General features: G+C 59.8%; 22 protein-coding genes. 7 read left to right on the forward strand and 15 right to left on the reverse strand.

Going from position 1 to position 20,816, the window contains the following annotated elements:
• Positions 1-90 precede the first annotated feature (90 nt).
• The 6 genes from msrQ to BMZ46_RS25545 all read right to left on the reverse strand — a co-directional run bounded on the left by msrQ (position 91) and on the right by BMZ46_RS25545 (position 6,078).
• Positions 91-714 (reverse strand): protein-methionine-sulfoxide reductase heme-binding subunit MsrQ, encoded by a 624-nt coding sequence (gene msrQ, locus BMZ46_RS25520; RefSeq protein WP_039771606.1) that lies wholly within the window; start codon positions 712-714, stop codon positions 91-93.
• Positions 714-1,727, reverse strand: coding sequence for a protein-methionine-sulfoxide reductase catalytic subunit MsrP (gene msrP, locus BMZ46_RS25525; protein ID WP_039771607.1), 1,014 nt, complete (start codon positions 1,725-1,727; stop codon positions 714-716). The genes msrQ and msrP overlap by 1 nt, the downstream gene beginning before the upstream one ends.
• 62 nt (positions 1,728-1,789) lie before the next feature.
• The gene (gene pssA / locus BMZ46_RS25530; protein WP_039771608.1) at positions 1,790-2,647 is read right to left on the reverse strand and encodes a CDP-diacylglycerol--serine O-phosphatidyltransferase; all 858 of its coding nucleotides are present in this window, start codon (positions 2,645-2,647) and stop codon (positions 1,790-1,792) included.
• A gap of 147 nt (positions 2,648-2,794) precedes the next feature.
• A complete protein-coding gene (gene ilvC / locus BMZ46_RS25535) occupies positions 2,795-3,811 on the reverse strand; it encodes a ketol-acid reductoisomerase (protein ID WP_007959661.1) in 1,017 nt (338 codons plus the stop codon).
• Between the two features lie 48 nt (positions 3,812-3,859).
• On the reverse strand, positions 3,860-4,351 hold the full coding sequence (gene ilvN / locus BMZ46_RS25540; RefSeq protein WP_003205610.1) for an acetolactate synthase small subunit: 492 nt from the start codon (positions 4,349-4,351) through the stop codon (positions 3,860-3,862).
• A gap of 2 nt (positions 4,352-4,353) precedes the next feature.
• Entirely contained in the window at positions 4,354-6,078 is a 1,725-nt protein-coding gene (locus BMZ46_RS25545) for an acetolactate synthase 3 large subunit (RefSeq protein WP_039771990.1), read from the reverse strand.
• Between the two features lie 400 nt (positions 6,079-6,478).
• Between BMZ46_RS25545 and BMZ46_RS25550 the strand changes: the two genes are divergently transcribed.
• Entirely contained in the window at positions 6,479-6,895 is a 417-nt protein-coding gene (locus BMZ46_RS25550) for a DUF4124 domain-containing protein (RefSeq protein ID WP_039771610.1), read from the forward strand.
• An 18-nt stretch (positions 6,896-6,913) separates the two neighbouring features.
• Here the strand turns inward: BMZ46_RS25550 and BMZ46_RS25555 are convergent, their stop codons facing one another.
• From BMZ46_RS25555 to mrcB, 3 genes are read right to left on the reverse strand one after another with little or no spacing between them, the layout of a single operon-like run.
• Positions 6,914-7,249, reverse strand: coding sequence for a YqcC family protein (locus BMZ46_RS25555; protein WP_064599443.1), 336 nt, complete (start codon positions 7,247-7,249; stop codon positions 6,914-6,916).
• Positions 7,249-7,998, reverse strand: coding sequence for a tetratricopeptide repeat protein (locus tag BMZ46_RS25560; protein ID WP_039771613.1), 750 nt, complete (start codon positions 7,996-7,998; stop codon positions 7,249-7,251). Before BMZ46_RS25560 ends, BMZ46_RS25555 begins: the two co-directional genes overlap by 1 nt.
• 16 nt (positions 7,999-8,014) lie before the next feature.
• Entirely contained in the window at positions 8,015-10,339 is a 2,325-nt protein-coding gene (gene mrcB / locus BMZ46_RS25565; RefSeq protein ID WP_074691444.1) for a penicillin-binding protein 1B, read from the reverse strand.
• 118 nt (positions 10,340-10,457) lie between these two features.
• Here mrcB and BMZ46_RS25570 point away from each other — a divergent pair, with 118 nt between their 5' ends.
• The 4 genes from BMZ46_RS25570 to BMZ46_RS25585 all read left to right on the forward strand — a co-directional run bounded on the left by BMZ46_RS25570 (position 10,458) and on the right by BMZ46_RS25585 (position 13,752).
• Positions 10,458-12,014: a bifunctional aminoglycoside phosphotransferase/ATP-binding protein gene (locus BMZ46_RS25570; protein WP_074691446.1), complete on the forward strand. Its 1,557-nt coding sequence runs from the start codon at positions 10,458-10,460 to the stop codon at positions 12,012-12,014.
• A 91-nt stretch (positions 12,015-12,105) separates the two neighbouring features.
• Positions 12,106-12,450 (forward strand): pentapeptide repeat-containing protein, encoded by a 345-nt coding sequence (locus BMZ46_RS25575; protein ID WP_007959639.1) that lies wholly within the window; start codon positions 12,106-12,108, stop codon positions 12,448-12,450.
• Between the two features lie 222 nt (positions 12,451-12,672).
• Positions 12,673-12,945, forward strand: coding sequence for a TfoX/Sxy family protein (locus BMZ46_RS25580; RefSeq protein WP_003228231.1), 273 nt, complete (start codon positions 12,673-12,675; stop codon positions 12,943-12,945).
• 15 nt (positions 12,946-12,960) lie between these two features.
• Positions 12,961-13,752 (forward strand): Crp/Fnr family transcriptional regulator, encoded by a 792-nt coding sequence (locus tag BMZ46_RS25585; protein ID WP_074691448.1) that lies wholly within the window; start codon positions 12,961-12,963, stop codon positions 13,750-13,752.
• A gap of 224 nt (positions 13,753-13,976) precedes the next feature.
• On the opposite strand, the gene BMZ46_RS25590 is transcribed toward BMZ46_RS25585, so the two are convergent.
• Genes BMZ46_RS25590 through BMZ46_RS25605 form a run of 4 tightly spaced genes read right to left on the reverse strand, consistent with a single transcriptional unit; the run spans position 13,977 to position 17,523 of the window.
• Complete coding sequence (locus BMZ46_RS25590; RefSeq protein WP_074691450.1) at positions 13,977-14,828, reverse strand: ChaN family lipoprotein; 852 nt, start codon at positions 14,826-14,828, stop codon at positions 13,977-13,979.
• 21 nt (positions 14,829-14,849) lie between these two features.
• Positions 14,850-15,617 carry a heme ABC transporter ATP-binding protein gene (locus BMZ46_RS25595; protein ID WP_074691452.1) on the reverse strand — a complete coding sequence of 256 codons (768 nt, stop codon included), beginning with the start codon at positions 15,615-15,617 and terminating at the stop codon, positions 14,850-14,852.
• The gene (locus BMZ46_RS25600; protein ID WP_170844944.1) at positions 15,617-16,600 is read right to left on the reverse strand and encodes a FecCD family ABC transporter permease; all 984 of its coding nucleotides are present in this window, start codon (positions 16,598-16,600) and stop codon (positions 15,617-15,619) included. The genes BMZ46_RS25595 and BMZ46_RS25600 overlap by 1 nt, the downstream gene beginning before the upstream one ends.
• Positions 16,601-16,650: 50 nt before the next feature.
• On the reverse strand, positions 16,651-17,523 hold the full coding sequence (locus BMZ46_RS25605; protein ID WP_074691456.1) for a heme/hemin ABC transporter substrate-binding protein: 873 nt from the start codon (positions 17,521-17,523) through the stop codon (positions 16,651-16,653).
• Between the two features lie 162 nt (positions 17,524-17,685).
• On the opposite strand from BMZ46_RS25605, the gene BMZ46_RS25610 reads away from it, so the two are divergent.
• Complete coding sequence (locus tag BMZ46_RS25610; protein ID WP_039771628.1) at positions 17,686-18,003, forward strand: Rieske (2Fe-2S) protein; 318 nt, start codon at positions 17,686-17,688, stop codon at positions 18,001-18,003.
• On the opposite strand, the gene sfsA is transcribed toward BMZ46_RS25610, so the two are convergent.
• Together sfsA and BMZ46_RS25620 are read right to left on the reverse strand one after the other, a co-directional pair.
• Positions 18,000-18,713 carry a DNA/RNA nuclease SfsA gene (sfsA, locus tag BMZ46_RS25615; RefSeq protein ID WP_039771629.1) on the reverse strand — a complete coding sequence of 238 codons (714 nt, stop codon included), beginning with the start codon at positions 18,711-18,713 and terminating at the stop codon, positions 18,000-18,002. The two genes, BMZ46_RS25610 and sfsA, sit on opposite strands and share 4 nt — an antisense overlap.
• Positions 18,713-19,885 carry a pyridoxal phosphate-dependent aminotransferase gene (locus tag BMZ46_RS25620; RefSeq protein WP_074691458.1) on the reverse strand — a complete coding sequence of 391 codons (1,173 nt, stop codon included), beginning with the start codon at positions 19,883-19,885 and terminating at the stop codon, positions 18,713-18,715. The genes sfsA and BMZ46_RS25620 overlap by 1 nt, the downstream gene beginning before the upstream one ends.
• 334 nt (positions 19,886-20,219) lie before the next feature.
• Here BMZ46_RS25620 and dksA point away from each other — a divergent pair, with 334 nt between their 5' ends.
• A complete protein-coding gene (gene dksA / locus BMZ46_RS25625) occupies positions 20,220-20,663 on the forward strand; it encodes an RNA polymerase-binding protein DksA (RefSeq protein WP_039771633.1) in 444 nt (147 codons plus the stop codon).
• The last annotated feature ends 153 nt before the right edge of the window (positions 20,664-20,816 follow it).

The following is a 20,816-nucleotide window of genomic DNA, read 5'->3' on the forward strand; positions in this document are numbered from 1 at the left end:
TACTTAACTCATTGAATCTCAAGGAGTTTTCCGTTTCGACTGCGCCGGAAGTGGGGCGAATTATAGAGACTCAGAATCTGCCGTCAACACTTAATTTCGCTTTTCCTGAAAAACCTGCTTTTTACCCATCAAACGCGGGATCCGGCGGGTCAAGGGAGGAATCCGCAGCGCCAAAAGGAAAACACCTATAAAGGCATAGACTGCCCACTCCTTAAGATCGGCGCGCACGATCCACAACATATGCAGCAATCCCAACCCGAGAATCACATACACCAACCGGTGCAGCTTCTTCCAGCGGGTACCTAAACGGCGCTGGCTGTATCGGTTGGAGGTAACCGCCAATGCCAACAATCCCAGAAAACCCAGAGCACCCACAATGATGTAGGGACGCTTGCGCAGCTCGACACCCAGTTGCGACCAGTCGAAACCGAGAATGAACGCCATATAGCTGCAAAGATGCAGAACCACATAGGCAAAACACCAGAGCCCCAACTGACGGCGCACGGCAATCCACCCGGCCCACCCCGTAAGTTTCTGCAGCGGCGTCATACTCAGGGTGATCAACAGCAATACCAATGTCCCAAGCCCTAGCCGATCAACCAGGACTTTCCCCGGATCGGGTCCAAGCAGATCCGCAAAAGCCTGATAGAACCAGAACAGCGGCCAGATCGCCGCAGCCAGGAAAACACCTACGCGCCAGATCGGATATCGCATCAATAGTTCTTCCGCAGATCGAGCCCTGTATATAAAGAAGCGACCTCGTCCGCATAGCCGTTGAACATCTGCGTATCACGCACATTCGGCTTGAACAGGCTGTTGGGCAACCGCCTCTCCCGCGCCTGGGTCCAACGTGGATGGTCGACCGTAGGGTTCACATTCGCATAAAACCCGTACTCATCCGCCGCAATGCTCTGCCAGGTCGTCTTTGGCTGCTCGCTGACCAGACTGATCCGCACGATGGATTTGACGCTCTTGAATCCGTACTTCCAGGGCACCACCAGACGCAAAGGCGCACCGTTCTGATTTGGCAATTCGCGGCCATACATACCTACCGCAAGAATCGCCAAGGGATTCATCGCCTCATCCAGGCGCAAACCTTCAACATAGGGCCAGTCGATCAGGGCAAATCCCGAACGCTGTCCGGGCATGCTCTTGGGATCCTGCAAGGTTTCGAAGCGAATGTATTTGGCATTGGAAGTGGGCTCTACCTGCTTCAACAACGCCGAGATGGGGAAACCGATCCAGGGAATCACCATCGACCACGCTTCGACACAACGAAGACGGTAGATGCGCTCTTCCAGCTGGTAAGGTTTCATGAAGTCTTCCAGAGCATAACGCCCCGGCTTACCCACCTCCCCGTCCACGACAACACTCCACGGTTCGGTTTTCAACGACCCGGCATTGGCCGCCGGGTCGCCCTTGTCGGTACCGAATTCATAGAAGTTGTTGTAATGGGTCGCGTCTTTGAAAGGTGTGATCGCCTCATCCTTGACGTTCACCGCTCCCCATTTGACAGAAGGCAGTTTCTCGGCAAACCAGGCGGGCGCCTTTCCGGCTTCGACATCGGCATAGCGGGCGGCCTCTTCGGCACTGGCCCAGCGCGGCAGACTGCTCATGGCCAACCCGGCCGCAGTTGCTCCGAGCAATTGTCGGCGAGAGAGATAAATGGATTCAGGCGTGACGTCCGACTCATGGCAGTCGGACGCTTTGGGGACTTTGATCAGCATGGCAACTCCGCAGCTTTGGAGGACAGATGCACCATAGACTGCGGAGTATGAGGGAAATTACATCACTCGGCGTGTTTGTGACGACGAAGATGCAACAGATACTGCACCGGGCCCGACGCGGCATAAGCGAGGAACACCAGCAGCAGAATGCGAGGCGGATCGCTGAACACCACGGCAAACACCAGCACCACCGCCAGAATCGCCACGAAAGGCACGCGCCCCTTCAGATCCAGCTCCTTGAAGCTGTTGTACTTGATGTTGCTGACCATCAGCATGCCGGCGGCGGCCACCATCAGCGCAACCAGGAATGACATCTTCGAACCCTGGATCCCGTAATCGCTGAACGCCCAGACAATCCCCGCAACCACACCGGCAGCCGCCGGGCTGGCAAGACCGATGAAGTAGCGCTTGTCGGCGGTCCCCACCTGAGTGTTGAAACGCGCCAGACGCAACGCCGCACCCGCCACATAGATGAAGGCAACCATCCAGCCGACCTTGCCCATGTCACCCAGTGCCCAGCCGAAAGCCAGAAGCGCCGGCGCGACACCGAAAGCAACCATGTCCGACAACGAGTCGTACTCGGCACCGAACGCACTTTGGGTATTCGTCATGCGTGCCACGCGACCATCAAGGCCGTCGAGCACCATGGCGACGAAAATCGCGATGGCGGCAAAGGCGAAATACTTGCTCGCATTCGCCGCGTCCCCGGCACTCAAGGCAGCCTGGGCACTCATCGAGTTGATGATGGAATAGAACCCCGCGAACAGATTCGCAGTGGTGAACAGATTCGGCAGAAGATAGATACCGCGATGCCGGACTTTACGGCCTTCTGCGTCATGCCCTTCTTCGATGTGCTCATCGATGGGCAGCAGGCTTTCGGCGTCTGAAGCCTGGTTCGGCTCTTCGGGACGTTCGCTCATGGACAGTACCTTGCAACGGATTGGACATTTTCGACAGGTGTCTGGGACGACGGTTCGGCCACAAACGATGCAGCTTTATACCAGAACCGCCCGCCCATACGAAAAAACGCGGCCGAGGCCGCGTTTTTTCATACAAGGTTCGACGACTTAGTTTTTGGCTTTGTCGACGATCTTGTTGGCACCGATCCACGGCATCATGGAGCGCAGCTGCTCGCCGATGATTTCGATACCGTGAGCGGCGTTGTTACGACGCTTGGCGGTCATCGAAGGGTAGCCGGTTGCGCCTTCGCTGATGAACATTTTGGCGTATTCGCCGTCCTGAATACGTTTCAGGGCGTTGCGCATGGCCTGACGGGATTCGGCGTTGATCACTTCCGGACCAGTCACGTATTCGCCGTACTCAGCGTTGTTGGAGATCGAGTAGTTCATGTTGGCGATACCGCCCTCGTACATGAGGTCAACGATCAGCTTCAGTTCGTGCAGGCACTCGAAGTAGGCCATTTCCGGCGCGTAGCCAGCTTCAACCAGAGTTTCGAAACCGGCTTTTACCAGTTCAACGGTACCGCCGCACAGAACGGCTTGTTCGCCGAACAGGTCGGTTTCGGTCTCGTCCTTGAAGGTGGTTTCGATGATGCCGGTACGACCGCCACCCACGCCGGCGGCGTAGGACAGCGCGACGTTCTTGGCGTTGCCCGAGGCGTCCTGGTAGATCGCGATCAGGTCAGGGATACCGCCGCCCTTCACGAACTCGGAACGTACGGTATGGCCCGGGGCTTTCGGCGCGATCATGATCACGTCGAGGTCGGCACGCGGAACAACCTGGTTGTAGTGAATCGCGAAGCCGTGGGAGAAGGCCAGGGTGGCGCCTTTCTTGATGTTCGGCTCGATTTCGTTCTTGTACAGCTGGGACTGGAACTCGTCCGGGGTCAGGATCATGACCAGGTCGGCACCGGCAACAGCGGCAGCCACATCGGTCACTTTCAGGCCGTGGGCTTCAGCCTTGGCAACGGTAGCCGAACCTTTACGCAGACCGACGGTAACGTCGACACCGGAATCTTTCAGGTTGCACGCCTGGGCGTGGCCCTGGGAGCCGTAACCGATGATGGCAACTTTCTTGCCCTGGATGATCGACAGGTCGCAGTCTTTATCGTAGAAAACTTTCATGAATTTCCCCTTTATATCCAGGCCGTTCAGGCCATTCGCTAATTTGGTTTAGATGCTGAGTACTTTGTCGCCGCGGGCAATACCGGTGACGCCACTGCGGACGGTCTCCAGAATCGATGCGGTGCCGATGGACTGAATGAAGCTGTCGAGCTTGTCGCTGGTACCGGTCAGTTGAACGGTATACACGCTGGCGCTGACGTCGACGATCTGTCCACGGTAGATATCGGTGGTGCGTTTGATCTCGGCGCGCTGGGCGCCAGTGGCCTTGACCTTGACCAGCATCAGTTCGCGCTCGATGTGAGCGCTTTCCGACAGGTCCACCAGCTTGACCACTTCGATCAGCTTGTTCAGGTTTTTGGTGATCTGCTCGATGATTTCATCGTGACCGACGGTGGTCAGCGTCAGACGCGACAGGGTCGGGTCTTCGGTTGGCGCCACGGTCAGGCTTTCGATGTTGTAGTTGCGCTGCGAGAACAGGCCGACTACGCGAGACAAAGCACCGGGTTCGTTTTCCAGAAGCAAGGAAATAATGTGCCGCATGATTAGGTACGCTCCGTCTTGCTCAGCCACATATCGCGCATCGAGCCGTCTTTGATCTGCATCGGATAGACGTGCTCGCTGGTGTCGACCGAAATGTCGATCACGACCAGGCGATCTTTCATGGCGAACGCCTCTTCCATCTTCGACTTCAAATCTTTCGATTCGGTGATGCGTACGCCGACGTGGCCATAGGCTTCAGCCAGCTTGACGAAGTCAGGCAAGGATTCCATGTAGGAGTGGGAGTGACGGCTGCCGTAACTCATGTCCTGCCACTGACGAACCATGCCCAGAACACCGTTGTTCAGGATGACGATCTTGACCGGCAAACCGTATTGCAGGCAGGTCGACAGCTCCTGGATATTCATCTGGATACTGCCTTCACCGGTGACGCACGCAACATCGGTGTCGGGGAAGCTCAAAGCGATACCCATCGCGGCCGGCAGACCGAAGCCCATCGTGCCCAGGCCACCGGAGTTGATCCAGCGGTTCGGCTTGTTGAACTTGTAGTACTGCGCAGCAAACATCTGGTGCTGGCCCACGTCGGAAGTCACAAAGGCGTCGCCCTTGGTCACTTCGCACAGGGTTTCGATTACGGTCTGTGGCTTGATCTTGCTGCCGTCGCCCTTGTCGTAAGGGAACAGGCCGCGATCACCGCGCCACTCGTCAACCTGCTTCCACCAGCTGGCGACCGCTTCCTTGTTCGGGGTTTCGCCGATTTCCTTGAGGATCGCGACCATTTCAGTCAGGACGCTGTCCACCGGACCAACGATTGGCACGTCGGCCTTGATGGTCTTGGAAATCGAAGCCGGGTCGATGTCGATGTGAATGATCTTGGCGTTCGGGCAGAACTTCGGCGCGCCGTTGATCACGCGATCGTCGAAACGCGCACCGACCGCCAGGATCACGTCGGCATGGTGCATCGCCAGGTTCGCGGTGTAGCTGCCGTGCATGCCGAGCATGCCGATGAACTGACGGTCAGTGCCAGGATAGGCACCCAGGCCCATCAAGGTATTGGTAACCGGCAGGTTGAGCATTTGCGCCAGTTCGGTCAGCGGCGCGGAGCCGTTGCCGAGAATCACACCACCGCCGGAGTACAGCACGGGACGCTTGGCCGCCAGGAGCATTTCTGCCGCCTTGCGGATTTGTCCGGAGTGACCGCGAACGGCCGGGCTGTAGGAACGCAGTTTGGCTTTCTTCGGGAAGATGTATTCGAACTTCTCGGCCGGGTTGGTCATGTCTTTCGGAATATCGACCACGACCGGGCCCGGACGACCGGATTGCGCCAGGTAGAAGGCCTTCTTCATGACTTCCGGGATTTCCGAGGCGTGCTTGATCATGAAGCTGTGCTTCACGATCGGCCGGGAGATACCGATCATGTCGGTTTCCTGGAACGCATCGGTGCCGACCATGGTGCTTGGCACCTGACCGGAAATGATCACCATTGGAATCGAATCCATATAGGCAGTGGCGATACCGGTGATGGCGTTTGTGGCGCCTGGACCGGAAGTCACCAATACCACGCCGGCTTTACCGGTGGCACGGGCGTAGCCGTCAGCCATATGGGTAGCCGCTTGTTCGTGACGAACCAGGATGTGGGTCACTTCCGGTTCTTTGAACAGGGCATCGTAAACATGAAGGAGAGCACCACCCGGGTACCCGTAGATATATTTGACGCCTTCGTCACGCAAAAAGCGGACGAGCATCTCACCGCCAGATAAAAGCTCCACGTTGTTCACCTCTAAAACGCCAGAATACCGTCCACAAAAAGGCGAACGGGTCTTAATAGGTTTACTTCTCGGCAGAGCATGAGCGACGGTGGTCGCCGACTACGTCAGCACTGACTGAGCAAGTATTGGGATCGTCCCAAGTGTTGCGGGCCTTTCCCACCCAGCGCGAGGTAACGCGTTGCGGGTGTAACAGGTCGACGCGGATATGCGCCTCATGATCTGCCGAGAGGGTCTGCTTCTGGCAGTCCCTGTACAGCGGACTTTGGATTCTTCTGTTTCGCCCTCTGCAAGTCAAGCCGTCTATGTGCTTAATTGTGGGTAAGCACATGAGAACGCAAGAAAAAACCTGGAAACCGCTACTCTGTTAGCTTCAATTGCGCAGTTTTGCCAAGGAATCAGCATGCGAACGCTTCTCTTAACTCTGCTAATCGGCGCCAGCCCATGGTGCATGGCCGCTCAGATCTACAAATGGGTCGACGCCCAAGGCGTCACCCATTTCGATCAACAGCCACCACAAGGGCAGTCGTCCACCGCCGTTAAGACGCCCTCCTCTCCCGCACCAATACCTGCCGCATTACCTGGCAGCGGCGCGCTGGGCGATCAGAAAGCCATCGATGACAAGGTCAAGAAGCAAGTGGCCGAACAACAGAATCAACTCAAGGCATTTTGCGAACAGGCGCGCACGAATCTCGCGCAACTGCAGAACAATCCGCGCTTGAGGGAGGAGGTGGAGGGAGAACTGCGGCGGCTGAGCGACGACCAGCGCCAGCAGCGTACTGAAGAGGCAAAGAAACAGATAGCGGAAAACTGCCAGTGACGACTGGCAGCTCCCGGCTCAGCGTGAAGCGGTGATCAGCAGGTCGAACTCTTTGAGCAACACCTGAAGCTGCCGATCCTTGCCCTGCAGGTTGCGTTGGGCAAAAACCATCTCGGCCATTTCCTGAATGCCCGAAGCATTGGGCAACGGCAGATCCTGTTCGAGGATCATCTTCATCCGCGGCAGGAAGATCCATTGCAGCCACTGCTCGAAATCAAGCGTGTCGACCGAAAACGGCTCGACGCTGCTCAGGGCTTCGACCGAGGGCTGGACGTCATCCCACCAGCCCTGGGCGCGCAGTTCGCGCTCGATCAACAGCAATTGATCGGCGACTTTGGAGAAACGACTGTCCATCACAGCGAAACCTTGGCCTTCTGACGGGCCAGAGTGGCGCCGGCGGAATCACCTTGTTTCTCACGCGCCTGAGCGATCAATTCCCACAGACTGGCCTGCAAGTCCGGACGACCATTGGCCATGGTCAGTGCGCGACGAGCGGTCTGCTCGGCTTGTGGCGCATCGCCCTGGGCCATGCGCACCTGCGCCAGACGGTAAAGCACTTGCGGCTCGCGCGGTGCCACACGCTGCGCACGCTCGAGGCTGGAGGACGCGCCGTTGAGGTCGCCACCGGCCTGCTGCTGTTGCGCAGTGGTCAACAGGGCGAGAACCGGGCCATCCAGTTGTTCATCAGCAGACAGACCACCGCCGCTGCTGCTGGCCGAAGGGATGCCGCTCGGCGTCGAAGGCATGCTGTAGCTGCCGGAGCTGATCGGCGCCGACTCGACCGCCGACGGGTTATACGGCCCCGGCGTGATGCCGCCGGACGCCGGGCCCGGAACGATCGGCGAAGTGCTGATCGGCGCCGAAGCCGCTGCGCCGCCCGGCACCATCACCACCACACCGGTATCGCCTTGCGGGATCGCCTGGGTCTGGGCCTGTGCAGGACGTTTCACCGTCGTTTGACGGAAACCGCCATTGGCCGAAATGCGCTCGCTGTTGGACACGGCGGTGCCGGAGTCCACGACAGGAATCGAACCACGCTGTACGGTGGAGCAGCCGCTGAGCAAAGCCACGGCGGTCACCGCTGGAATCAACCACTTGTTCACTTGAAACCCTCTTTGCTTAATTCATCCAGCCCTTGACCCAATCCATCACCGACTCGCCCGAGGCCGGGCTTTCGCTCGCGCAAGAGGCGCCGGGTGGCGGTTCGCTGCCGCGAATATACGGCATCTGCACGGCGCCCGGACAGTTGGCATCGGAGCCTTGGCCGGTACGCGAATCGACCCAGGCCTGCACCACGTTATCCGGCTGCGGCATGTCCAGCGGCAGCGGATCGGCCTTGCGCATGAAACTGGTCCAGACCTGCAACGCACCGGTGGCCCCGGTGAACGGCGTCTTGCCGTTGTCGTCGCGGCCGAGCCAGACCACCGCCAGCAGATCCTGGCTGAAGCCGGCGAACCAGCTGTCGCGCGAATCGTTACTGGTGCCGGTCTTGCCCGCCAGTGTCAGGGTTCTTGGCAACACGTTATAAACCGAACTGCCAGTACCTTCACGCATGACCCGCTGCATGGCGTTCTGGATCAGGTAGATAGAGGCCGGATCGAAGCGCTGCTCGATCTGGAACGGATAACGCTTGAGCGGTTCGCCGTCAGCAGTCAGCACGCTGCGAATCCCGCGCATCGGCGTATTGAAACCACCGTTGGCCAGCGTCTGGTACATGGTCGCGACTTCAATCGGGGTCATGCCGCCCGCACCGAGCAGCATCGAAGGGAACGCCGGAAACTCGCGGGTCACGCCCAGGCGACTCAGCGTCTTGAGGACATTCGGAACGCCAACCGCCAGACCGAGACGCGAGGTCGACAGGTTGTAGGAATGTGCCAGCCCCTGATACAGGAACACCGTACCGTGGGAGCGACGGTCATAGTTCTGCGGTTTCCAGACCTGACCATCCGCACCCTTGATTGAAAGCGGCTCGTCCGAAAGCCAACTGGTCAACGTGTACTGGCTCGGCTTCTCCAGCGCCGTCAGATAAACCGCCGGCTTGATCAGCGAGCCAATCGGCCGCACCGCATCCAGTGCCCGGTTGAAGCCGGCAAAACTCGCCTGACGGCTGCCGATCATGGCCTGGACTTCACCGGTTTCCGGATTGGTCACGACCATCGCCGCTTCCACGTCGTCGGAACCCTTGCGACCGGACAGGCGCTTGAAAGTGTCGTTGACCGACGCTTCGGCCTTCATTTGCAGGATCGGATCGAAGCTGGTGAAAATCCGCAGGCCTTCTTCGGTCAAGTCTTCGTCGCGGTAGTCTTCACGCAACTGGCGTTTGACCAGATCGATGAAGCCCGGAAACGAACTGTCGGCCAGCTTGCCGCGCGTGGTTACGCCCAGCGGCATTTTCTTCGCGGCAGCCACCTGCTCGGCGGAGGCGACACCCTGCTGCTCAAGCACATCGAGCACCAGATTGCGTCGCTCCAGCGCCCGCTCCGGATTGCGGCGCGGGTTGTAATAGGACGGACCTTTGACCATCCCGACCAACAGCGCGACCTGGTGCAGCTTCAGCTCAGACAAAGGCTGGGCAAAGAAAAACTGGCTGGCCAGACCGAAACCGTGCACCGCTCGCTGACCGTCCTGACCGACAAAGACTTCGTTGAGGTAAGCCTCGAGGATTTCCTTTTTGTCGTAATGCAGCTCGAGCAGCATCGCCATCATCGCTTCGGTGAGCTTGCGGGTCAGGCTGCGTTCGTTGGTGAGGTAGAAGTTCTTGACCAGTTGCTGGGTCAGCGTACTGCCGCCCTGGGTCATCTTGCCGCCAGAGGTGTTGACCCAGACTGCGCGGGCAATCGATTTCGGCGATACGCCCCAGTGGCTGTAGAAATCCCGGTCTTCCACGGCGACCAGGGTTTCCAGCAGGTACGGCGGCACCTGATCGAGCTTGATCAGAATCCGGTCTTCAAGATTTTTCGGGTAGATACCGCCGATCATCAGCGGCTCCAGGCGTACCACGGAGAGCTTCGAACCGTTGGTCGCCGAGAGTTCGGCCACGTAATCGCCGGAGAAACGCACGCGCACCGGCTGCGGTTTCTCGAGGCCTTCATAGAACTGGAAGCCACGGGTATTCAGATCAACCGTGTTGCCATTGACCGCCGCCGCGCCGGGACCGTTGCTCACGGCTTCGCGGCGATAGCCCAGGGCATCGAGTTCGGTGAGGAAATCGTCCTTGCTCAGCTTTTGTCCGACGAACAGCTCAAGCGGGCGCGCATACACCTTGGCCGGGATGGTCCAGCGCTTGCCGGAGAACTTCTCCTGCACCACGGCATCGAGGTAAACGGCGAAGCCGGCCAGCACCACAAGGCCGACCAGACTGAGTTTAAGGGCCCAGCCCAACCATGGGCGCAGGCCCCGGGAAGCTGGTTTTTTAGGGGTACGGGGGGATCGAGTACGAGTCATGGCGGCGGATTATACGCACTTTATTCATACTCAACAGGAGCGCTCCGAGGTTTGCGTCGGGCTGGCGAGCGGCCATAATGAGCGCCTTGAATTTCCCCCAGTCTCTGAAGGATCGTCCGTGAGCCAGTCCCTGATCGCTGCCCTGCAAAACCCGGCCCTCTACCCGCATCCCGTCGAAGGGTTCCAGGTCATCGAAACCCATATTTCGTGGGTGCTGCTCACCGGTCCCTACGCTTATAAAGTGAAGAAACCGGTGAATTTCGGTTTCCTCGACTTCACCAGCCTCGAATCACGTGAGCACTTCTGCGGTGAAGAGCTGCGCCTGAACCAGCGCCTGACCGAAGATTTGTATCTGGAAGTGATTCCAGTGACCGGCAGCGCCGAAGCCCCGCAATTGGGTGGCGAAGGCCCGGCCATCGAATACGTGCTGAAAATGCGCCAGTTCCCGCAGACCGGCCTGCTCAGCACCCTGCAAGCCAACGGCGAGCTGACCACTGCGCACATCGACGCGATGGCCGAGCAAATCGCCCGCTTCCACCTCAACGCGCCGAAAGTCCCGACCGAGCACGATGCCGGCACGCCTGACAGCGTGATGGCGCCGGTGCGCCAGAACTTCGAACAGATCCTGCCTTTCCTCAGCGACAAGAACGATCTGCTGCAACTCGACGCTCTGCAAGCATGGGCTGAAAGCAGCTTCGATCGCCTCAAGCCGCTGTTCGCCCAGCGCAAGGCCGACGGCTTCACTCGCGAGTGCCACGGCGACATTCACTTGGGCAACGCGACGCTGATCGACGGCAAAGTCGTGATCTTCGACTGCATCGAATTCAACGAACCGTTCCGCTTCACCGACGTCTGGGCCGACACCGGTTTCCTGGCAATGGACCTGGAAGACCGTGGCCTGAAATCCCTCGCCCGTCGTTTCATCAGCCAATACCTGGAACTGACCGGCGACTATCAAGGCCTGGAAGTGCTGAACTTTTACAAGGCTTACCGCGCCCTGGTGCGTGCGAAGGTTGCACTGTTCAGCATGCCGGCCGATGCGACGCCGGTGCAGCGCGCCACCACCCTGCGCCAGTACCGCAACTACGCCAACCTGGCGGAAAGCTACAGCACCATTCCTTCGCGCTTCATGGCGATTACCCACGGCGTGTCCGCTGTAGGCAAAAGCCACGTGGCCATGCGTCTGGTCGAAGCGCTGGGCGCTATCCGTCTGCGTTCCGATGTCGAGCGCAAACGTCTGTTCGGCGAGCAAACCGTTGCCAATGATGTTCAGGCCGGGATCTACAGCGCCGATGCCAGCATCGCAACCTATGCGCGTCTGCATGAAATCGCCGAAGTGATCCTGCACGCCGGTTTCCCGGTGGTGATCGACGCCACTTACCTCAAGCGCGACCAACGCGACAACGCCGCCAAGGTTGCCGAAGCCACTGGCGCGCCATTCCTGATCCTCGACTGCAATGCTCCGCAGGCAGTGATCGAGAGCTGGCTGGCGATTCGTCAGACGGACAAGAAGGATCCGTCCGACGCGACCCTCGCCGTAATCGAAGCCCAACAGGCCAATCGCGAAGCCCTGACTCCGGAAGAAATCCTGCGCAGCAAACGCGTGCAGACCAATGAATCCGGCACCCTGGACACCGTCGTGGCGCAAATCCGCCAGCGCCTGCCCGGCCTGTAAGAAACTATTTCGGCCGTGAAGCCCTCGCTCGCTTCACGGCCGTCAAATAGTGGCACTATACTGGCGTCATAAAACCAACAGGTGATTTGACATGAGCCAGCCGAAACTTCTCGACACCCCGCTTTATGCCTTGCTGCACAAAGACGACATCACAGGTTTCAACAATGAACGGCCGAAAGATGGCCCGATCGACATGGTCGGCGGTGATTTTCGTGGTCTCGACCTGCGCGAACTGAACGCCGATGGCGTGGATTTCCGGGACGCCTACTTCCGTTCCGCCGACCTGCGCGGCATCGACTTTCGCAACGCTTCGCTGGAAGGCGCGAGCCTGGCCCACGCGCAGATTTCCGGGGCTTACTTCCCGCCGGAGCTGAGTGCCGACGAAATCCTGATGTCGATGAATTTCGGTACGCGCCTGCGTTATCGCACTCGCTGAAGCTTTTAAAAACCTGAACCGTCCAGCGCCCCCGCTTTGCGCTGGACTGCGTGCTATTGGTAATTCCCTCCTCGTCCTCCCCATCCTGATTCATCAGTGGAGAACTGACGTTTCTTAGAAGCGTTTGCGTCGAATCCGACCAAACAACCACGCTTTTCCTACTGATGGCTACACTCCTGAGAAGCTCGCCCACGCACCATTCGGCCGTCGCAAGGAGGCTTGATGAATGATGAACTGCAACACCTGAAGAATCTTGGCAAGACGTCGGCGCAATGGCTGCATGCCGTGGGCATCCATAGCGCCTCCGACTTGCGTCGCCTGGGCGCGGTGGATGCCTACCGGGCCGTGCGTACCCGCGGGTTCCGGGCGTCGAAGGTGTTGTTGTACGCGATCGAAGGGGCGCTGATGGATGTGCACTGGAACGACATTCCCGCCGAACGCAAGGATGCGCTGAACAAGCAATTGGAAGCCATTTCCTCTCGCCACAAGAACTGACGGGCACTGACCGCCATGTACCTGCTCGGGGAACAATCGGCCCAGGCCGATGCATTGATCAACCACTTGCAGAGCTTGCCTGCGCAATGGCTCGAAGCCTTGGCGCCGTGCGGGCCGACGCTGGAACTGGAAGCCACGGATGATTTGCTGACAGGTTTGCCGGACGACCAGCTGTTCTTGCTCACGCAAGGTGTCATCACTGGCCGACTGGGCGGTCGCGGTCTTTTCTATTGGCATGAAGGAGATTTGATCGGCCTGCAGCAGGGGCCGGAATGGGCGGATTGCACGCTATACACGGAAAACCCGCTGACTTTACTGCCCTATCGTCGAAGCGATTTGTTTCAACATGTGTATTCCGATTCATCTCGCTCGGAGCAGTTTCTGCGCTACCTGCTGGGGCAAATGGCGCTGCTGGCCCACGCCGTTGCCGAGTTCAAGCCACGTGAGTTTCGCAGCACCAATGGGTTCAAGCGTTTCGAGGCCGGAGACGTTCTGATACGCCAGGGCGATGTCGCTGACCATGTATTCGTGATTATCGAAGGACACGCCGAAGCCTTTGTTAATGGGCACAAGGTAGGCGATGTGCCCAAGGATGAGATCTTCGGCGCGATGGCTGTGTTCACAGGTGAACCGCGCAATGCGACGGTGATTGCCCGGGAGGCGAGCACGGTGATGCTGATTCCCGGCGATCAGTTTCTGAGCATGACCCGCACCAATCCGAAAATCGCCCACAGCCTGATCGAAAGCATGGCGCGGCGTATCGACCAGCTCAACAGGCAGCTCACGGGATTTAACAGCCAGAACTGAAGCCCTGTTCACGGGGCGTTTACGCCATTGCCGGGACAAAACGACAGAAATGAAAAAACAGCAGTTGACTCGTTAATGAGAATCGCTATGATTATCACAACTGATCGCGAGATCAGTCGATATTCTGAAAAGCCCTTGGTTCGGACTCTCAGATATCTCCTCATCAGGCTAATCACGGTTATTTGACCCGGTTTTTACCGGGTCTTTTTTTGCCTGTGGAAAAGTCATTCCTTGCCGAACTGCTTACGCATCTGCGCGCAATAATCCGGTTTCGGCGTGGCTGAGGTGAGCCAGACATAATCAGCCATCGCCGCCGTAACCCCACTGCCCTGCTCCGCCAGCATCAACACCGTCGGCGCTTGCGGCGCGCCCAGATCCAGCACATGCAGCGGCACCCCGACATCCTTGCGCGCGTGATACGCACCCGCCAATAACAAGGCAGGCGCAGGCGCTGCCAGCAACCGCGAAGCCATGCGCCGATCCCGTTGTTGCTGAACGGCCAGCATCGCCGGCATTTGTGATGACGGCAGCAAGCCGCAGTGAGAATCGCCGATCTGCTCCAACAGCGTCTCTTTCACAGATTTGGCATTGCTGCGCTCACCGCTCAGAACCGGAGGATCGCGATAGAACGCACGGATTTCGATGTTATCGAGGTTCGCCGCCAGCAACGGCCAGGATTGCGTCAGGGCGAACCGCACAATCGGTCCGTAGAGATTCCAGTCCCAACCCTCCTGCCAGGCCAATGCAGCAGGAAGATCGGCCGGTGACGTTGCGGCATGGCGCACGTCATCGACACGCGACTGTTGATCGGGGGTCAGCATTTCCAGCAGGAGACTGCCTTGGGGCCGCGCTTCTTCGAGGTTCTGCAACAACCACAATTGAATGGCATGGTGATCGGCGTTGTCATGCTGTTCGCCAATAATCACCTGCGATGGACTGCTCAACCGAGCCAGTAATTGCTGCGCCGTCAGATGCTCGCCGCTGCGCAGATCACGGATCTCGCCCACGACCGGCGGCGCCGCAACATGCTGGCAACCCGCAAGCCACAACACCGCCAACAGCAAAATCCCGCGCATACACTCACCTCGATGACGAAATCAGCGGGCGATGATCAGCGGATGCCCGCGCTCCGGGTGCGGTTGCACCAGCACTTCCAGACCGAAAACCGCCTTCAGCGATTCCGGGCGCAACACCTGTTGCGGCGTATCCAGTGCGACCGGCCGCCCGCCTTCCAGTAGCAGGATGCGATCACAATAGCGCGCCGCCAGATTCAGATCATGCAGGATCACCAGCACCGCCGCGCCGCGATCGGCAAATTCGCGCACTGCTTGCAGCGTCGTGTGTTGATGCAATGGATCAAGCATCGAGGTCGGCTCATCAAGCAGCAGAGTCTGCCCCGCCTGCCCCGGCCAGAGTTGCGCCAGCACTCGCGCCAGATGCACGCGTTGACGCTCGCCGCCGGACAGCGCCAGATAACTGCGACCGCTCAGATGCCCGGCATCCGCCGCCCGCAAAGCGGCAACGACAATTTCGTCGTCGCGCACCCGCCCGCTCTGATAAGGCAGACGCCCCATGCCGACCACTTCTTCAACGCGAAAGGCAAAATCCAGGGTCGATACCTGCGGCAACACCGCCAGCCGCTGAGCGCGCTGAGTGCCGCCCCAATGGCTCAATGCCTCACCGTCCAGCAGCACCTCCCCTTCGTGTGCGCTCAGCTCACCGCACAACGCGCCGAGCAAAGTGCTTTTGCCGGCGCCATTGGGCCCCAGCACGCCAAGCACTTCGCCCGGTTCGAGTTGCAGGCTGACGTCGGCCAGAACGGTCTTGCGGCCACGGCGGATGTGCAGATTGTGCGCACGCAGCATCAGGCACGCCCTCGCAGCAGCAGATAAAGGAAGAACGGCGCACCGATGAACGCGGTGACGATGCCGATCGGCAGCTCCGCCGGCGCCAGCGCCAGCCGCGCAACCAGATCCGCCAACAGCAACAGACTGGGCCCGGCCAGCACCGATGCCGGCAGCAACACCCGGTGATCCGGCCCGGCGAGCAAGCGCACCAGATGCGGCACCACCAGCCCGACAAAACCGATCATTCCTGCCGCCGCCACCGCCGCACCGACACCCAGCGCCGTGCAAAACACCAACTCGCGCTTGAGCCGTTCGACATCGATTCCCAGATGCCCGGCTTCCGATTCGCCGAGCAGCAACGCATTGAGCGCCTTCGCCCGACGTGGAAGCCAAAGCGCAACACCGGCAGTGATGATCAGCAGCGGCCACAACCGCGCATAGCTCGCGCCGTTGAGGCTGCCCAGGTTCCAGAACGTCAACGTGCGCAATGTCGCGTCGTCGGCCAGATAGGTAAACAGCCCCACCGCCGAACTGGCCAACGCCGTCAGGGCAATCCCCGCCAGCAACATGGTCGCCACATTGGTCTGCCCATTACGGCGGCCTAGTCGATAGACCAACGCTGTTACGCCGAGGCCACCGAGAAACGCGCAAACCGACAGCAGATAGGGCCCGAACCACTCCGGCAATCCGCCAAAAAAAGAACCACCGACGATCGCCACCGCCGCGCCCAACGCCGCGCCGCTCGAGACGCCCACCAACCCTGGATCGGCCAGCGGATTACGAAACAGCCCCTGCATCGCCACCCCGGACAGCGCCAGCACACCGCCGACTGCCAGCCCGAGCAACGTACGCGGCAGACGAATCTGCCCGAGAATCAGTTCAGCCTGTTCCAGCCCGTCCGGCGCCAGCGGCACACCAATCATGCGCAATGCAGCGCGCAAGGTATCGAACAACGGCAGGCTGACCGGCCCCAATGCCAGCGACAGCCAGATCGCCAGCAGACACAGCAGGATCAGGCCGATGAACAAGCCACGGGGTTTGACCAGCGTGGTCATTGGCCGCTCGGGGCCGGATAGAAACCGTCAGACAGAGTCTTCATCGCAGCCGGCAAACGCGGCCCGAGCCCGCCCACCAGCAGCGTCGGATCCAGCTCCAGCACACGGCCGGTCTTGGCCGCACGGCTGGAATTGAGGATCGGGTTTTCCTTGAACAACGCCGCTTTTGCCGCCTCACCGTTCAGCGCACGGTCAGCGAACACCAGCACTTCAGGATCAAGACTGGCCAGTGACTCCACGGAAAACGGCTTGTAACCGGTGTGGGTCGCGAGGTTATGCCCGCCCGCCTGTTGCAGCAGCCAATCGGCGGCGGTGTCCTTGCCGGCGATCAGTGGTTTGCCGCCGGCATGGCCGAGCAGCAACAACACGCCCGGTGCTTTCTGCTTTGATTGCACCGCAACCACACGTGCCTTCTGAGCATCGAGTTGCTGTTGATAACTTTGCAGCAGCTGAGTCGCCTGAGTTTCGGCGCCCAGCAACTGCCCCAGATGAGTAACGTTTTTCTCCAGTGTCGGCAGATCCGGCTGAGCCGAGAACAATTCCACCTGCACCTTGGCGCTGCGAACCTGGGAGATCACTGGCGGCGGGCCCATTTCCTCGGTGCCGATCAGGATGTCCGGGCGCAGGCTGAGAATACCTTCGGCCGACAGGCTGCGCTGATAGCCGATGCTTGGCAGGGACGTGAGGGACTGCGGGTGCTGGCTGGTGGTGTCGACGCCCACCAGTTTCGCCTCACCGCCCAGCGCACTCACCCACTCCGACAAGGCGCCGCCGGCGCTGACCCAACGTTGCGGCAACTCGGCCGCTGCAGCCTGGTGGCTGACCAAAAGTCCGACACACAGCACGGCAACGCGGGTACTCAGGCGCATAGACAGCTTCCTTGAAAGGTTTTCCCGGGCATCGGAACGGCAGGCCAAGTATCCTCGGCAGCGATCACCTCGCCACGGGCGAAGGCGGCCATTTGATAATTGTTTGCATTTGAACGTCAAGCTCGGACATATCCGGACACGAGCCGACACTTGAGGATAGCCATGAAGTTTCTTTGCGCGGGCGCCGATCTGGTTGAGGGCGGCAGTCGCGGTTTCGATATCGACGGGAAAAAACTGTTGGCCGTGCGCCGCGCGGGGCAGGCGTATGTCTACCTCAATCGCTGCCCGCACCGGGGCGTTGGCCTGGAATGGCACCCCGACCAGTTTCTCGACCCGAGCAACAGCCTGATCCAGTGTGCCACCCACGGCGCACTGTTTCTGATCGAGGACGGTGAATGCGTCGCCGGCCCCTGCGCCGGACAATCGCTGACGGCCATCCCTTGCCGTGAAGACGTGCAAGGGCTGTGGATCGACGTTTAACCGTTGAGCAGCACGTCCAGCCGCCGGTCGATCACCATCTCTTCATGGCTCAACCGCACGCCGTACGCCAGGACCTCGACCCCGCACGCCACCGCCTCCCGCAGCGCAGCGGCATAGGCCGAGTCGATTTCCTCGGCCGGGCGCACCGCTTCGACACCCGTGAGATTGACGCAGTACAACTGCACCGCGCGAATCCCGTCCCGGGCCAGATGCGCCAGCTCACGCAAATGCTTGGCGCCGCGCTGGGTCACTGCATCGGGAAATGCCGCAATCGCCGTGCCGTCAAAACCCAGAGTGACGCTTTTCACTTCCACGTAGGCCGAGCCCGTCGGGTAGTCGAGGCGAAAATCGATCCGGCTCTTTTCCTGCCCGTACGCCACTTCACGCTTGAGCCCGGTAAAACCGTTCAGCTCACTGATGACGCCGGCCTGCAAGGCCTCTTCGACCAGTGCGTTGGCGCGTCCGGTGTTGACGCAAAACAGCCGTCCCTGCGGGGTTTCGCCGACCTCCCAGGTGCCGGGTAGCTTGCGCTTCGGATCATTGGAGCGGCTGAACCAGACCTGGCCGCCCTCGACCTGGCAATTGAGCATCGAGCCGGTGTTCGGGCAGTGAATGGTCAGCAATTCGCCGCCAACGGTTTCGATATCGGCGAGAAAACGCTTGTAACGGCGGATCAATCGGCCTTCTTCGAGCGGAGGATGAAAGCGCATCAGCCTTGCCAGCTCTTCAAGCCACGGGCGATACGCTCTACCGCTTCCTGTAGGCGTGGGAGGTTTTGCGTGTAGGCAAAGCGCACGTGATGACCGGCCTGATAGCGGCCGAAATCCAGCCCCGGCGTGAATGCCACGTGTTCGGTTTCGAGGAAGTGCCGGCAGAACGCGAAGGCATCGCCGCCGAACTGGCTGATATCGGCATACAAATAGAACGCGCCTTCCGGCTCCACGGCGATGTTGAAGCCCAGCTCCCGCAATGCCGGCAGCAGGAAGTCACGGCGACGGCCGAATTCGGCGCGGCGCTCTTCGAGAATCGCGATGGTGTCCGGCTCGAAACAGGCCAGCGCCGCATGCTGGGCCATGCTTGGTGCGCTGATGTAGAGGTTCTGCGCAAGCTTCTCCAGTTCACTGACGGCGGCATCCGGCGCCACCAACCAGCCGAGACGCCATCCGGTCATGCCGAAATATTTGGAGAAACTGTTGAGGACAAAGGCGCTGTCGTCCACTTCCAGCACACTGGCGGCGTCGGTGCCGTAAGTCAGGCCGTGATAGATCTCGTCCACCACCAGATGCCCGTGACGCGCCTTGATGGCTGCGGATAACCCGGCCAGTTCATCGCGGGTCAGAATCGTGCCGGTCGGGTTGGCCGGCGAGGCAACCAGCGCACCGACGCTGTCGTGATCCCAGTGCCGCGCCACCAGGTCCGGCGTCAGTTGATAGCGAACGTCCGGGCCCACCGGTACAAGCTGTGCCGCGCCTTCGACCAACCGCAAAAAGTGTCGGTTGCAAGGATAGCCGGGGTCGGCCAGCAGCCAGTGTTTGCCCGGATCCACCAGCAACGCACTGGCCAGCAGCAACGCCCCGGAACCGCCGGGGGTGATGAGAATCCGTCGAGGATCGATGTTCAGGCCGTAGCGCGTTTGATAGAAACCGGAAATCGCCTCGCGCAGTTCGGGAATGCCACGGGCCGCGGTGTAGCGGGTTTTCCCCGCCGTCAGGGCTTGCTGGCCGGCGCGGATGATCGGCTCGGCGGTGGTGAAGTCCGGTTCGCCGATTTCCAGGTGGATCACGTCGTGGCCGGCGGCCTGCAATTCATTGGCTCGCGCCAGCAACGCCATCACATGGAACGGTTCGATCGCACGACTGCGCGCACTGTAGGGCTGAGCCATTGGCCTTCCTTCAACGAGGGAAAAGAAACGATTCTACCCATCTGCCGGAACGAGCGAGAACCCACAGCGGTCACAGCCTCAAGAACACTGGACTGTAACGACCCGCGCGTACGCTCCAGGATTGACTAAAATCAGTGATTGAGCAGGTTTGCAGCACCGCCGGACATGGCTTGGCAAACATTTGCAAGTCCCATCGGCCACGCGCTCGACATCCGGGAGTAGCGCGGGTCGAATTGATCTGGTAAGTTCGCCCGCTTGCAGCCGCAGGGCCGGCAGGTGTCGGTGATGGAGCAATCCTGCGCAATGGATTACAAGAGTAGAGGCGGTCCATTTCATGCCCACCCAAGCAAAGCAACAGGCAAGTCAGACACTCAGCGGTTTCGAACCTTACGTCCCTAAAGAGGGCGAAGAGTACATGGGCGCGCCTATGCGTGCGCACTTCACCAAGATCCTGACCAAGTGGAAACTCGACTTGATGCAGGAAGTCGACCGCACTGTTGATCACATGAAAGACGAAGCGGCCAACTTTCCTGATCCGGCCGACCGTGCCAGCCAGGAAGAAGAGTTCGCCCTCGAGCTGCGCGCCCGCGACCGCGAGCGCAAACTGATCAAGAAGATCGACAAGACCCTGCAACTGATCGAAGACGAAGAGTACGGCTGGTGCGACTCTTGCGGCATCGAGATCGGCGTCAAGCGCCTCGAGGCCCGTCCGACTGCCGATATGTGCGTCGACTGCAAGAACCTGGCGGAAATCAAGGAAAAGCAGGTCGGCAAATAATCCCGGCCTGAACGAAAAACGGAGCGTGCGAACGCTCCGTTTTTGTTCCCGCCTCCTGTAGGAGCGAGCCTGCTCGCGATAGCGGTATAACATTCAACATCATCATTGAGTGGTCTATTGCAATCGCGAGCAGGCTCGCTCCCACCCGAGTGC

Origin of the sequence: Pseudomonas sp. NFIX49, from assembly GCF_900115915.1 — a bacterium.
GTDB classification, from domain to species: domain Bacteria; phylum Pseudomonadota; class Gammaproteobacteria; order Pseudomonadales; family Pseudomonadaceae; genus Aquipseudomonas; species Aquipseudomonas pharyngis.

What these genes read in the sequence shown, in the direction of transcription:
- msrQ (WP_039771606.1), bottom strand. Translation starts at nt 714, where the DNA reads ATGCGATATCCGATCTGGCGCGTAGGTGTTTTCCTGGCTGCGGCGATC.
- msrP (WP_039771607.1), bottom strand. Translation starts at nt 1,727, where the DNA reads ATGCTGATCAAAGTCCCCAAAGCGTCCGACTGCCATGAGTCGGACGTC.
- pssA (WP_039771608.1), bottom strand. Translation starts at nt 2,647, where the DNA reads ATGAGCGAACGTCCCGAAGAGCCGAACCAGGCTTCAGACGCCGAAAGC.
- ilvC (WP_007959661.1), bottom strand. Translation starts at nt 3,811, where the DNA reads ATGAAAGTTTTCTACGATAAAGACTGCGACCTGTCGATCATCCAGGGC.
- ilvN (WP_003205610.1), bottom strand. Translation starts at nt 4,351, where the DNA reads ATGCGGCACATTATTTCCTTGCTTCTGGAAAACGAACCCGGTGCTTTG.
- BMZ46_RS25550 (WP_039771610.1), top strand. Translation starts at nt 6,479, where the DNA reads ATGCGAACGCTTCTCTTAACTCTGCTAATCGGCGCCAGCCCATGGTGC.
- BMZ46_RS25555 (WP_064599443.1), bottom strand. Translation starts at nt 7,249, where the DNA reads ATGGACAGTCGTTTCTCCAAAGTCGCCGATCAATTGCTGTTGATCGAG.
- mrcB (WP_074691444.1), bottom strand. Translation starts at nt 10,339, where the DNA reads ATGACTCGTACTCGATCCCCCCGTACCCCTAAAAAACCAGCTTCCCGG.
- BMZ46_RS25575 (WP_007959639.1), top strand. Translation starts at nt 12,106, where the DNA reads ATGAGCCAGCCGAAACTTCTCGACACCCCGCTTTATGCCTTGCTGCAC.
- BMZ46_RS25580 (WP_003228231.1), top strand. Translation starts at nt 12,673, where the DNA reads ATGAATGATGAACTGCAACACCTGAAGAATCTTGGCAAGACGTCGGCG.
- BMZ46_RS25585 (WP_074691448.1), top strand. Translation starts at nt 12,961, where the DNA reads ATGTACCTGCTCGGGGAACAATCGGCCCAGGCCGATGCATTGATCAAC.
- BMZ46_RS25590 (WP_074691450.1), bottom strand. Translation starts at nt 14,828, where the DNA reads ATGCGCGGGATTTTGCTGTTGGCGGTGTTGTGGCTTGCGGGTTGCCAG.
- BMZ46_RS25595 (WP_074691452.1), bottom strand. Translation starts at nt 15,617, where the DNA reads ATGCTGCGTGCGCACAATCTGCACATCCGCCGTGGCCGCAAGACCGTT.
- BMZ46_RS25605 (WP_074691456.1), bottom strand. Translation starts at nt 17,523, where the DNA reads ATGCGCCTGAGTACCCGCGTTGCCGTGCTGTGTGTCGGACTTTTGGTC.
- BMZ46_RS25610 (WP_039771628.1), top strand. Translation starts at nt 17,686, where the DNA reads ATGAAGTTTCTTTGCGCGGGCGCCGATCTGGTTGAGGGCGGCAGTCGC.
- sfsA (WP_039771629.1), bottom strand. Translation starts at nt 18,713, where the DNA reads ATGCGCTTTCATCCTCCGCTCGAAGAAGGCCGATTGATCCGCCGTTAC.
- BMZ46_RS25620 (WP_074691458.1), bottom strand. Translation starts at nt 19,885, where the DNA reads ATGGCTCAGCCCTACAGTGCGCGCAGTCGTGCGATCGAACCGTTCCAT.
- dksA (WP_039771633.1), top strand. Translation starts at nt 20,220, where the DNA reads ATGCCCACCCAAGCAAAGCAACAGGCAAGTCAGACACTCAGCGGTTTC.